Genomic DNA, 12,378 nt, shown 5'->3' with positions numbered 1-12,378 from the left:
CTCATGAAAGGCTACGCGCCCCTGCGGTTGCCGTTTGCTCTTGCCCTGTCTGTCGTGTTGGGACTGAGTGCTTGCTCCAAAGCTCCAGAGAAGGTGGAGATAATACGTCCGGTTCGCGCCATCGTCGCCGGTGTCAGTGATAGTTCTGCTGCGTTGGAGTTATCCGGTGAGGTGCGTCCTCACATTGAATCCAGGCTGGGTTTTCGGGTGCCAGGCAAAATACTGGCAAGGAAAGTGGAGTTGGGGTCGGTTGTTAAACGCGGTCAGGTCCTGATGCAACTTGATCCTCAGGACATTGCGCTGGCACAGTTGCAGGCTAAGGCGGCACTGAGCTCTGCGGAAAGCAACCGCGATCTGGCTGCTGCTGAACTGAAACGCTATCAGGATTTACGTAGTAAGAATTTTGTAGCTGCTTCCGTGTTGGATAGTAAAGAAGTCGCCTACAAGGCAGCGCAGGCTACATTCGAACAAGCGCAGGCATCTTATAAAAACCAGTCAAATCAATCTTCTTATACCAGTCTGGTGGCGGATATCGATGGCGTGGTGACGGCCTTGGAAGCTGAGATTGGGCAGGTCGTAGCGGCGGGTACGCCTGTGGTTCGGGTTGCTCAGTCAGGTGCGATGGATGTAGTCGTCGGTATTCCGGAAAACGCGATTAATTCGATTAAGCAATTTAGTGATATCCAGATCAGATTATGGGCGGACAGTGGCAAAGTCATCAACGGAAAAATCCGTGAATTGTCGCCGCTGGCCGATCCGGCAACCCGCACCTACCTGGCAAAAATCAGTTTGCCGGCTGATGCGCAGGACGTTCGTCTGGGTATGACGGCAACTGTGAGCCTGCGTACCGGCTCGGCTCAGGAAGTGATTCGTTTGCCTATGACTGCATTGTTTCAGGAGAAAGGCGTGAGTTCGGTCTGGGTGGTGCAGGATGGCGTGGCTAAGCTGGTTCCGGTGCAACTGGGCGCCACGTCTGGTGAAACTGTCGTCATCGCAAATGGCATTGTCAAAGGTCAGATGGTGGTAACGGCTGGCGTCAATTTGTTGAAGCCAGGTCAGAAAGTCAGCATTCTGGGTGCAGCAGTAAAGCCAGCCGCCAGTGTTGATGCGGGCGCTGCATCGGTGGGAGTGGCTAAATGAGTTCTTCCGGTGGATTTAATTTATCACGTTGGGCGCTTGAGCATATTCCGCTGACCCGGTATCTGATTGTGGTGCTGCTGCTTGGCGGTATTTTTAGCTATGGCAAGCTGGGGCAGGATGAGGATCCGCCTTTCACTTTCCGTGCTATGGTGGTGCGAGCGATCTGGCCGGGCGCTACCGCGTTGCAGATGGCGGATCAGGTTACTGATAAGCTGGAAAAAAAGCTCCAGGAAACGCCTTATATAGACAAAATCCGTAGCTATTCAAAGCCAGGTGAAACCGTCATCATCCTGCAGTTGCGTGAGTCTACTCCACCTAAGGAAACGCCTCAGGCCTGGTATCAGGTACGTAAAAAAATCGGCGACATTAAGTCCACCTTGCCTGCCGGTGTAATTGGGCCGTTTTTCAATGATGAGTTTGGTGATACCTACGGCTCTATCTTTGCATTGTCTGGCGATGGCTTCACTTATGAACAAGTAAAAGAATACGCTGATTTTGTGCGTCAGCAGTTCCTGCATATTCCTTCGGTTTCTAAGGTTGAGCTGTTTGGTGTGCAGGATGAAAAGATCAACATCGTTTTCTCGCATCAGAAATTTGCTCAGCTGGGTGTGTCATTCGATGCGATCGTGTCGCAGATAAATTCTCAGAATGGTGTAGAGGGTACTGGCGTATTGACGACATCCACCGACAATCTGCAGGTCAGAGTGTCCGGTGCACTGATGACAGTCAAGGATCTGGAAAATCTGCAACTGCGTGCGAATGGCACCACCTTCCGCCTTGGCGATTTTGCTACCGTCAAACGCGAGTATAAAAATCCGCCGCAAGACAAAATGCGCTTCAATGGAAAGGAAGTGCTTGGCCTCGGTATCTCGATGGAGAAGGGCGGCAACATTATCGACCTGGGTAAGAACTTACAGGCGGAAGTGAGTAACCTGAAGGCCAAGCTGCCGGTAGGTATCGTGCTGGAGCAAGTCACGAATCAACCGGATGCGGTGAAGGCATCGGTCGGTGAGTTTGTGCACACCCTGATCGAGGCGGTGGTAATCGTGCTGGCGGTCAGTTTTCTGTCACTTGGGTTGCATACTAAGCCTTTGCGGCTGGATGTCTGGCCGGGTCTGGTGGTGGGCTTGACGATACCGCTGGTGTTGGCGATTACCTTCCTGTTCATGCATATTCTGGAAATTGATTTGCATAAAATTTCGCTGGGTGCATTGATCATTGCGTTGGGTTTGCTGGTGGACGATGCGATCATCGCGGTTGAAATGATGGTGCGTAAAATGGAGGAGGGTTTCTCCAGATTTGATGCTGCTACTTTTGCTTATACCTCGACCGCTATGCCGATGTTGACGGGGACTTTGATCACTGCGGCAGGCTTCCTGCCTATCGGTCTGGCTAAATCTGCAGCCGGTGAATATACCTTCTCTATGTTTTCAGTCAATGCGCTGGCGTTGGTAATTTCCTGGCTGGCGGCGGTGCTGTTTACTCCTTATCTCGGTTATTTGCTGCTGAAAACCAAGGCGCATGCAGTTGGTGATCACTCTCACGAAATTTTTGATAGCCCGTTTTACAGCCGATTCAGGAAAATCGTGAGCTGGTGTGTGGAGTGGCGCAAAACGACCATAGTGATTACTTTGGGCGTGTTCGGCTTAGGTGTATTTGGTTTTAAGTTTATCGAACAGCAGTTCTTCCCGGACTCCAGTCGTCCTGAGTTAATGGTGGAGATGTGGTTGCCCGAAGGGTCTTCTTTCCGCGCAACCGAAGCGCAGGTCAAAAAATTTGAAGCCTTCATTCAGAAGCAGGATGGCGTGGAGAGTGTGACCAGTTATGTGGGTACCGGTAGTCCGCGTTTCTACTTGCCGCTGGATCAGATTTTCCCGCAAACAAATGTGTCTCAAATTGTTGTGTTGCCAAAAGATTTGAGGGCGAGGGAGGCGCTGCGCCTGAAAATTGTCGATGCGTTTAAGACGGAATTTCCTGAGGTGCGTGGACGCGTTAAGTTGCTGCCTAATGGTCCGCCAGTGCCGTATCCGGTGCAATTCCGCGTGACTGGACTGGAGGTCGCGAAAGTGCGTGAAATCGCAGATCAGGTTAAGGAAGTCATGCGCGCCAATCCGAATACGGTGGGTGTCAACGATAACTGGAATGAATCGGTCAAAGTCATCCGTATCGATCTCGATCAGGATAAATTGCGGGCACTGGGAGTCACTTCGCAAGCGGTTATGCGCGTCACTAACACCGTGTTATCCGGAACCACAGTAGGGCAGTTCCGTGATGGGAATAAGCTGATCGACATGGTGGTGCGTCAGCCTGTGAATGAAGCCGCAACCATAGATGCTTTGCGGGTGGTGAATGTGCCAACCGCGGCCGGTAAGGCGGTTCCTTTATCTCAGCTGGCTAAAATTGGTTTGGTCTGGGAGCCTGGTGTCGTTTGGCGTGAAGGGCGTGAGTGGGCGGTAACGGTGCAGTCTGATGTGGCAGATGGCATTCAGGGGCCTACAGTGTCTTCGCAAATTGCGCCTAAGCTAAAAGATTTGCAGGCAGCTTTGCCGGCAGGTTATAAGGTCGAGCTGGCTGGTGCAGCTGCTGATAGTGGCAAGGCGCAGCAATCTATCGCTGCCAATGTGCCGCTGGTGATTTTTATCATCTTCACTTTGCTGATGTTGCAGCTGCATAGCTTCTCACGTTCGCTGCTGGTGTTTCTGACCGGGCCGCTGGGCTTGGCTGGTGCTGCCATGGCCTTACTGCTGCTGCACCGTCCTTTCGGTTTTGTAGCGCAACTTGGTGTGATTGCTTTGTTTGGCATGATTATCCGTAATTCGGTCATCCTGATTGATCAGATTGAGCATGATATCCGCGAGGGCGTGCCTGCCTGGGATGCAGTCGTAGAGTCTGCTGTGCGCCGTTTCCGTCCGATTATCCTGACGGCGGCAGCGGCGGTGCTGGCGATGATACCTTTGTCCAGATCGGTATTCTGGGGGCCAATGGCAGTCGCGATTATGGGTGGCCTGATCATCGCAACAGCATTAACTCTGTTGTTCTTGCCTGCCTTGTATGCAACCTGGTTCCGGGTTGAAAAAACGGCCTGAGCCAGCCTGAATCAGCCATGCGCAGACTGCGTTCTGCGCGTGATGGTGTGGCAAATCGGTGTGTTAGCGATGATTTGCCGCGTTTTTTTGAAAATGCTTTAAAAAATAAGGCACAGCAATACAAAATCCAGTAGAATATCGGGCTGGAGTTGTAATGCCACATGCATTAGTTTTGGGCGACGCTTGAAGTTCGGGTCGCCCTTTGCTTTTTTGCTGATGCAAGATTTTTGTGTCGGTATGTAACTTAACTCATCCCGCGAGGATGGCGAAATTGGTAGACGCACCAGGTTTAGGTCCTGACGCCAGCAATGGTGTGGGGGTTCGAGTCCCCCTCCTCGCACCACAGAATTTTTACTATTTGGACGATTTTCATGGCAACTGCAGTCGAAACTTTAGATAAATTGGAGCGCCGCCTCACGATTTCTTTTCCTATCGCTGATGTGAAATCAGAAGTTGAAAAGCGTTTGAAAGTGCGTGCCCGTACAGCAAAAGCGCCTGGCTTCCGCGCTGGTAAAGTCCCGATGAAAATGGTGGCTGCACAATACGGCTATCAGGTAGAAACTGAAGTCCTGAACGATAAAGTAGGTCAGGCATTTGCACTGGCTGCAAATGAAAACAATCTGCGTGTAGCAGGTTACCCTAGCATAGAGCCAAAAACTGGCGAAGGCGTGGCTGAGGGTAACGTAGCATTTGATGCGACTTTTGAAGTGTATCCGGAAATCGTTATTGGCGACTTGTCTGGTGCAGAAGTTGAGCAAGTTAAATCTGATGTGACTGATGCTGAAATCGATAAAACGATCGATATTCTGCGTAAGCAGCGCGTACATTTCCATGTAAAAGGCGAGCAAGGTGCACACGGTGACGGTGGTGCAGACCAGTCCGCACAAAACGGTGACCGCGTAACAGTAGATTTCGTTGGTAAGATCGACGACGTTGAATTCGCTGGCGGTAAAGCTGAAGGTTTTGTATTTGTATTGGGCGAAGGCCGTATGTTGCCTGAGTTCGAAGCAGCAACGCTGGGTCTGAAAGCTGGCGAGTCCAAGACTTTCCCACTGGCTTTCCCTGAAGATTACCATGGCAAGGACGTTGCCGGTAAAACTGCAGAATTCACGATCACAGTATCCAAAATTGAATGGGCTCATCTGCCGGAAGTTGATGCAGATTTCGCTAAAATGCTGGGCGTAGAAGATGGCAATATCGAAAAAATGCGCTCTGACATCAAAGAAAATCTGGAACGCGAAGTGCGTGGCCGCGTAAAAGCGAAAACCAAAGAAAGCGTCATGGACGCGCTGGTTAAGACAGTTAGCTTTGATGTGCCACAATCTCTGGTTGCTCAGGATACCGAGCGTCTGGCGGAGATGACTCGTCAGGATATGGCTCAGCGTGGCATGAACGTTAAAGACGTTCCATTCCCTAAAGAGCTGTTCGCTGCACAAGCTGAACGTCGCGTCCGCCTGGGTCTGATTCTGGCTGAACTGGTGAAAACCAACAGCCTGCAGGCAACTGCTGATCAGATCAAAGCTCAGGTTGAAGATTTTGCGCAGAGCTACGAAGATCCTCAGCAAGTAGTAAAATACTACTACAGTGATCGTAATCGTCTGGCGGAAGTGGAAGCCCTTGTTTTAGAAGAAAACGTCGTTAACTACGTTTTAGGTAAAGCTAAGGTCGCTGATAAGCAATTGCCTTTCGACGAACTGATGGGTAATAACGCTCAGGCTTAATTTAAAAGGAAATCACATGACAGGCATCATCCGTAATTCGGCGTTGGATACAAATATGCTGGGCATGGTGCCTATGGTGGTAGAGCAGAGTGGGCGTGGGGAACGGTCGTATGACATTTACTCGCGTCTGCTGAAAGAGCGAGTCATATTCATGGTGGGTCCGGTTAATGATCAGACCGCCAATCTGGTGGTGGCGCAGTTGCTGTTTTTGGAAAGTGAAAATCCTGAAAAAGATATTTCGCTCTACATTAACTCTCCTGGTGGATCGGTTTCAGCCGGCATGGCCATCTATGACACCATGCAGTTTATCAAGCCGGATGTGTCTACACTGTGTACTGGTATGGCGGCTTCGATGGGAGCTTTCCTGCTTGCCGCCGGCGCAAAAGGTAAGCGTTTTTCCTTGCCGAACTCGCGTATCATGATTCATCAGCCTCTGGGCGGCGCCCAAGGTCAGGCTTCAGATATCGAGATCCAGGCCAGAGAAATTCTTTACTTGCGTGAGCGTCTGAATGGTATTCTGGCAGAGAAAACCGGACGTAGTCTTGAGCAGATAGCCAAAGACACTGATCGTGATAATTTCATGTCGGCGGATGTAGCGGTGGAATATGGTTTGATCGATAAAGTTCTTACTCACCGCGCCTGATGTTAATGAGTTGTGTAAGCGCCCGTTCCTCTCAGGTACGGGCGTTTTTTATTTCGGAATGGAAAATGCGGAGTCTGCCCAATTCAGTGATGACGTTTCGGTGACGAAATGGCTTTTTGCGGGTAATATGCAATCCGTTCAGCTTCTTTAATTTTGACTATTTTCTATTCGTACCATGCCCGATAAAAAATCCTCCAGTGGTGAAAAACTGCTCTATTGCTCTTTCTGTGGCAAGAGCCAACATGAGGTGAAAAAGCTGATTGCTGGGCCTTCCGTTTTCATTTGTGATGAATGTATAGACCTGTGCAATGACATCATTCGTGATGAAGTGTCTGAGGTCGATAATATTGCGAATGCGAAGACCGAGCTGCCTACACCAAAAGAAATCACCAGCCTGCTGGATCAGTATGTGATTGGTCAGGAGCATGCTAAGCGGATTTTGGCTGTTGCTGTCTACAATCATTACAAGCGCCTCAAACATCTGGGTAAAAAGGATGATATCGAGCTCGCGAAAAGTAATATCCTTTTAGTTGGTCCTACCGGTTCAGGCAAGACTTTGTTGGCACAGACCCTGGCGCGCATGTTGAATGTGCCGTTCGTGATTGCAGATGCTACTACGTTGACTGAAGCAGGTTATGTCGGTGAAGACGTCGAAAACATCATTCAGAAATTGCTGCAGAATTGCAATTACGAAGTGGAGAAGGCACAGAAGGGTATCGTCTACATTGATGAAATCGATAAGATTTCACGTAAATCGGACAATCCTTCCATCACCCGCGATGTGTCGGGTGAGGGTGTGCAGCAGGCTTTGCTGAAGCTGGTTGAAGGTACGATGGCTTCAGTGCCGCCGCAGGGTGGCCGTAAGCATCCAAATCAGGACTTCATACAGATAGACACCACCAATATCATGTTCATTTGCGGCGGCGCATTTGATGGTTTGGCGAAAATTATTTCTGATCGTTCTGAGCGCAGCAGTATCGGTTTTGCGGCTAGTGTGAAGAGTCAGAGTGATCAGTCGGCTAGTGAGATATTGCAGGATGTGGAAGCGCAGGATCTGATCAAGTTCGGTTTGATTCCTGAGTTGATTGGTCGTTTGCCTGTAATTGCAACGCTCAATGAGCTGACTGAAGAAGCCTTGATCCAGATTTTGGTTGAGCCTAAGAATGCGCTGATTAAGCAGTATGCGAAATTGCTGGAGATGGAAGGGACCGAACTCGAAATTCGTCCGGCTGCCTTACAGGCAATTGCCAAGAAAGCGATAGCGCGTAAGACCGGTGCGCGTGGTCTGCGCTCTATTCTTGAGCATGCGCTATTGGATATTATGTATGACTTGCCTAGCCATCAGAATGTGGAGAAGGTCGTGATTGATGAAAACACCATCGTCAATGGCGCTAAACCTTTGTTGATTTACCATGAGCAGGCTAAAGTCGCTGGTGCCTGATCTGCGCATCACAGTTGTTGCAAAAAAAGGGGAGCTAACTCCCCTTTTTTGTTTGTTTTCAGCGGGATTTTCCGTTTCACAGTAGAATGTATTTAAACCAAGGGCTTCAATCGTAAAGCTACCCGGAGACTGCTCTGCGTGGCTTTTTTTATTATTTTTTTGATGGTGGGCTTGTGTTTTAGCCTTGTGCGCCAACATTGTTAACCAGTATTTTTGAAAGGTGCGCCATGACGACTACTCTGATTACCGGGCAAACTCAATTGCCGTTACTGCCATTGCGTGACGTGGTTGTATTCCCTCATATGGTCATACCTTTATTTGTAGGCCGCCCTAAGTCTATCAAGGCTTTGGAAGCTGCGATGGATCAAGGTAAAAGTATCATGCTGGCGGCGCAGAAAGCTGCCGCTAAGGATGAACCGTCTGCCGATGATATTTACGAGATTGGCTGCGTTGCCAATATTCTGCAGATGCTAAAGCTGCCGGACGGCACAGTCAAAGTGCTGGTCGAAGGCAGTCAGCGTGCAAGAATCAGTCAGATCCATGATTCTGAATCGCATTTCAGCGCTGATTTGCTGCCAGTGGAATCGGATGAAGAAGATGATTCTGAAGTCGAGGCCATGCGTCGCGCCATCGTTCAGCAGTTTGATCAGTATGTGAAGCTGAATAAAAAAATTCCTCCTGAAATCCTCGCTTCCTTATCCGGAATTGATGATGCAGGACGCCTGGCTGACACGATAGCTGCGCATTTGCCGCTCAAGCTTGAGCAGAAGCAGGTCATACTCGAAATTTTCAGTGTCGGTAAACGCCTTGAGCACTTGTTAGGTCAGCTCGAGGGTGAACTCGATATCCTGCAGGTGGAGAAGCGCATCCGTGGACGTGTTAAGCGCCAAATGGAAAAATCGCAGCGCGAGTACTATCTGAATGAGCAGGTAAAAGCCATACAGAAAGAGCTGGGCGAGGGCGATGAAGGTGCGGATATTGATGAGCTTGAGAAAAAGATCATCGCGGCCAAAATGCCTAAAGAAGCACGTGAGAAGGCGCAGGCTGAACTCAAAAAGCTGAAAATGATGTCACCGATGTCGGCCGAAGCAACCGTTGTGCGCAACTACATCGATACCATCGTTGGTTTGCCATGGAAAAAGAAATCCAAGGTGAATAATGATCTGAGCAATGCTGAGAAAGTGTTGGAAGATGAGCATTACGGACTCGATAAAGTCAAAGAGCGCATCCTCGAATATCTCGCGGTTCAACAGCGTGTTGATAAGCTCAAGGCGCCTATCCTGTGCCTGGTTGGGCCTCCTGGTGTTGGTAAGACTTCGCTGGGCCAGTCTATTGCGCGCGCAACCAATCGTAAATTTGTTCGCATGGCCTTGGGCGGTGTCCGGGACGAGGCTGAGATCCGAGGTCATCGTCGTACTTACATAGGTTCTATGCCAGGGAAAATCCTGCAAAGTCTGTCTAAGGTCGGCGTACGCAATCCCCTGTTCCTGTTGGATGAGGTGGATAAGATGGGTGCGGATTTCCGTGGTGATCCATCCTCAGCATTATTGGAGGTATTGGATCCTGAGCAGAATCACACTTTCTCTGATCATTACATAGAAGTAGATTTTGATTTGTCGGACGTGATGTTTGTTGCGACCTCGAATTCTTACAATATTCCGCCAGCGTTGCTGGACCGGATGGAGGTAATACGCCTGTCGGGTTATACCGAAGACGAGAAAACCAGCATAGCCCAACGTTATTTACTGCCTAAGCAAGTCAAGAACAATGGCTTGAAAGAGGAAGAAATCAGCGTGGCTGAAAGCGCGATCCGCGACATCATCCGTTACTACACGCGGGAGGCCGGTGTGCGTTCGCTTGAACGTGAGATTTCCAAAATTTGCCGCAAAGTGGTCAAAATGCTGCTCTTGAAGAAGACCGAGAAAAAGGCAACGGTCACTTCTAAAAACCTGGATAAATATCTGGGCGTGCGTCGCTATGATTTTGGCGTGGCAGTCAAAGAGAATCAGGTTGGTCAGGTAGTTGGTTTGGCCTGGACTGAGGTTGGCGGTGACTTGCTGACGATAGAAGCTGTTTCCATGCCGGGTAAAGGTGGTGTGATACGCACCGGCACCCTGGGTGATGTGATGAAAGAGTCGATAGAAGCAGCGCGTACGGTGGTGCGCAGCCGTGCTAAACGCCTGGGTATCAAGGCGGATGTGTTTGAAAAGTCTGATATTCATATCCACGTCCCTGAAGGTGCTACGCCGAAAGACGGTCCATCTGCCGGTATTGCGATGACTACCGCCTTGGTGTCTGTGTTCACTGGTATTCCAGTCCGCGCAGATGTGGCGATGACAGGAGAAATCACTTTGCGCGGCGAGGTGTTGCCGATTGGTGGTTTGAAAGAAAAGCTGTTGGCGGCACACCGCGGTGGCATTAAAACGGTGTTGATCCCGGAAGAAAATGCTAAAGATCTGACTGAGATTCCGGATAACGTCAAAAACAAACTGGAAATTATTCCTGTGCGCTGGATAGACCGTGTTCTGGAAATCGCTCTGGAGCGTCAGCCTGTTGCCTTGTCGGATGAGGAGGTTGCGCTTGCTGCATCCTCTGCGCCAGCGCCGGTTGAGTCAGGTGTTGTGAAGCATTAATAGTTTGGAAGCGCCTCAATGCAGTTGAGGGTAGGCTTAGGTGAGTTGTAATGAAAACGCCCCGGATAGTCCCGGGGCGTTTTTTTTATTGATAGCTTGGATTAAGTCCAGCTGCGCATCAGGCCAACCGCCAGGCCCTCAAGTGAAAATAATTGTTCATCGCGCTCTATGCGTATGATGGGGTAGTCTGGGTTTTCTGGCAGTAACTCGATCAGATCGCCAGTTTTTTTGTAGCGTTTCACCGTCACATCGTCGCCTATGCGGGCGACCACAATTTGTCCGTTTCTGGCGTTGTCACTGCGTCTGACTGCGAGTAAATCGCCATCCAGTATCCCTGCGTCACGCATAGACATACCCCTGACCTTCAAAAGAAAATCCGGTTTGGCAGAGAAAATAGCAGGATCAACCGTGTAATTACTTTCTATATGCTCGGAGGCAAGAATTGGCGAGCCTGCTGCGACTCTGCCTACCAGTGGCAGCGAAATATGATTACTATTGTCTTGATTTGGTTTGCTCTTCAGCATCCCGGTGATATGACTGGATAGCTCGGACTCCAGTAAGCGTATGCCACGTGAAGTGCCTGCGGCAATCTCAATCACACCCTTGCGCGCCAGGGCCTGCAAATGCTCCTCTGCTGCATTGGTGGAGCGAAAGCCTAACTCGCTTGCTATCTCGGCTCTGGTTGGTGGGAAGCCGGTGTGGTGTATGGCATCCTTGATCAGATTGAGTATCTGTTCCTGACGATTGGTAAGCTTTAGCATGAAATATCCGTAAATTGCGCTGTACGTATGAACAGTCTGTATTTTTATACAGTGTCATTGAATCTGCAAGCGCTATTTGATCTTTTCGATACAGAAAATTCCTAAGTGTGGGTAGGCGTTTGCGCAGGGTGTTGAAATAGTTTGAGTTAACCGGGGAAACCAGTTAAAATCGTCGGCTTTCCTCTTCCTGCACTCGTCTTGACGCCGAGGCAGGCTATTTTTATTGTCCATAAGGAGAATATATGCGTCATTATGAAATCGTATTTATCGTACATCCGGATCAAAGCGAGCAAGTTCCGGCAATGATCGAACGTTACAAAGCCAGTGTTGTTGCTCGTGGTGGTCAGATCCACCGCGTAGAAGACTGGGGCCGTCGTCAATTGGCTTACATGATCCAGAAACTGGCAAAAGCACACTATGTTTGCATGAACATCGAGTGCGATGCAGAGACTCTGGTTGAGCTGGAAACCGCATTCAAATTCAATGATGCTGTTCTGCGTCACCTGACAGTTAAAATGAAGAAAGCTGAAACAGCACCATCTCCAATGATGAAAGCTGTTCAGAAAGAAGACGCAGCGAAAGCACAACGCGTTGAAGCACCAGCTGCTTAATTTCTTTATTTTTAAAGGTCGTGTGACAACCTGGTGAATCAACTAACTATAGTCGCTAAATTAATCGAAAAAGCTGCGGTGCGTTATACGCCGGCGGGTATTCCGATAGCGAATGGTGTGTTGTTGCACAGCTCTCAACAAAAAGAGGCGGGCTTATCAAGACTGGTGGAAGTTGAATTGGCAGCACTGGCTGCCGGTGAACAGTCCAAAGTTGTTTCAGATTTGCCGCTCGATGTTGAGTTTTGTTTTTCCGGGTTTTTAGCACGCAAAAATCGCAACAGCAAAAGTCTCGTTTTTCATATCACTGAAGTCGGGACACATTTACTTGATTAGGAGCCAAAA

9 protein-coding genes and 1 tRNA gene are annotated in these 12,378 nt (G+C 49.5%); 9 read left to right on the top strand and 1 reads right to left on the bottom strand.

The window, feature by feature from the left end:
- The first annotated feature begins 93 nt into the window (after positions 1-93).
- From EYB48_RS06080 to lon, 7 genes are all read left to right on the top strand, one after another.
- The gene (locus EYB48_RS06080) at positions 94-1,140 is read left to right on the top strand and encodes an efflux RND transporter periplasmic adaptor subunit (RefSeq protein WP_328823269.1); all 1,047 of its coding nucleotides are present in this window, start codon (positions 94-96) and stop codon (positions 1,138-1,140) included.
- The gene (locus EYB48_RS06075; RefSeq protein WP_162019392.1) at positions 1,137-4,226 is read left to right on the top strand and encodes an efflux RND transporter permease subunit; all 3,090 of its coding nucleotides are present in this window, start codon (positions 1,137-1,139) and stop codon (positions 4,224-4,226) included. The genes EYB48_RS06080 and EYB48_RS06075 overlap by 4 nt, the downstream gene beginning before the upstream one ends.
- A gap of 256 nt (positions 4,227-4,482) precedes the next feature.
- Positions 4,483-4,569: transfer RNA gene (locus tag EYB48_RS06070), tRNA-Leu, on the top strand.
- A 28-nt stretch (positions 4,570-4,597) separates the two neighbouring features.
- Positions 4,598-5,947, top strand: coding sequence for a trigger factor (tig, locus tag EYB48_RS06065; protein ID WP_162019391.1), 1,350 nt, complete (start codon positions 4,598-4,600; stop codon positions 5,945-5,947).
- A 16-nt stretch (positions 5,948-5,963) separates the two neighbouring features.
- The gene (gene clpP, locus EYB48_RS06060; protein ID WP_162019390.1) at positions 5,964-6,590 is read left to right on the top strand and encodes an ATP-dependent Clp endopeptidase proteolytic subunit ClpP; all 627 of its coding nucleotides are present in this window, start codon (positions 5,964-5,966) and stop codon (positions 6,588-6,590) included.
- 175 nt (positions 6,591-6,765) lie between these two features.
- The gene (clpX, locus tag EYB48_RS06055; RefSeq protein ID WP_162019389.1) at positions 6,766-8,031 is read left to right on the top strand and encodes an ATP-dependent Clp protease ATP-binding subunit ClpX; all 1,266 of its coding nucleotides are present in this window, start codon (positions 6,766-6,768) and stop codon (positions 8,029-8,031) included.
- 227 nt (positions 8,032-8,258) lie between these two features.
- Positions 8,259-10,664, top strand: a complete 2,406-nt coding sequence (gene lon, locus EYB48_RS06050) for an endopeptidase La (RefSeq protein WP_162019388.1) — start codon at positions 8,259-8,261, stop codon at positions 10,662-10,664.
- A 101-nt stretch (positions 10,665-10,765) separates the two neighbouring features.
- Here lon and lexA read toward each other — a convergent pair whose 3' ends face one another.
- Positions 10,766-11,425, bottom strand: coding sequence for a transcriptional repressor LexA (lexA, locus tag EYB48_RS06045; RefSeq protein WP_162019387.1), 660 nt, complete (start codon positions 11,423-11,425; stop codon positions 10,766-10,768).
- 242 nt (positions 11,426-11,667) lie between these two features.
- Here lexA and rpsF point away from each other — a divergent pair, with 242 nt between their 5' ends.
- Together rpsF and priB are read left to right on the top strand one after the other, a co-directional pair.
- Complete coding sequence (gene rpsF / locus EYB48_RS06040) at positions 11,668-12,036, top strand: 30S ribosomal protein S6 (protein ID WP_162019386.1); 369 nt, start codon at positions 11,668-11,670, stop codon at positions 12,034-12,036.
- Between the two features lie 33 nt (positions 12,037-12,069).
- A complete protein-coding gene (gene priB, locus EYB48_RS06035) occupies positions 12,070-12,369 on the top strand; it encodes a primosomal replication protein N (protein WP_162019385.1) in 300 nt (99 codons plus the stop codon).
- Positions 12,370-12,378: the final 9 nt, after the last annotated feature.

This window comes from Cognatundibacterium crateris, assembly GCF_010078235.1.
Taxonomy (GTDB): domain Bacteria; phylum Pseudomonadota; class Gammaproteobacteria; order Burkholderiales; family Burkholderiaceae_D; genus Undibacterium; species Undibacterium crateris.
The sequence above is the reverse complement of the archived record's forward strand: the minus strand, read 5'-3'. Positions and strand labels throughout refer to the sequence as shown.

Coding starts and splice junctions, on each gene's coding strand:
- EYB48_RS06075 (WP_162019392.1), top strand. CDS start 1,137: ATGAGTTCTTCCGGTGGATTTAATTTATCACGTTGGGCGCTTGAGCAT.
- tig (WP_162019391.1), top strand. CDS start 4,598: ATGGCAACTGCAGTCGAAACTTTAGATAAATTGGAGCGCCGCCTCACG.
- clpP (WP_162019390.1), top strand. CDS start 5,964: ATGACAGGCATCATCCGTAATTCGGCGTTGGATACAAATATGCTGGGC.
- clpX (WP_162019389.1), top strand. CDS start 6,766: ATGCCCGATAAAAAATCCTCCAGTGGTGAAAAACTGCTCTATTGCTCT.
- lon (WP_162019388.1), top strand. CDS start 8,259: ATGACGACTACTCTGATTACCGGGCAAACTCAATTGCCGTTACTGCCA.
- lexA (WP_162019387.1), bottom strand. CDS start 11,425: ATGCTAAAGCTTACCAATCGTCAGGAACAGATACTCAATCTGATCAAG.
- rpsF (WP_162019386.1), top strand. CDS start 11,668: ATGCGTCATTATGAAATCGTATTTATCGTACATCCGGATCAAAGCGAG.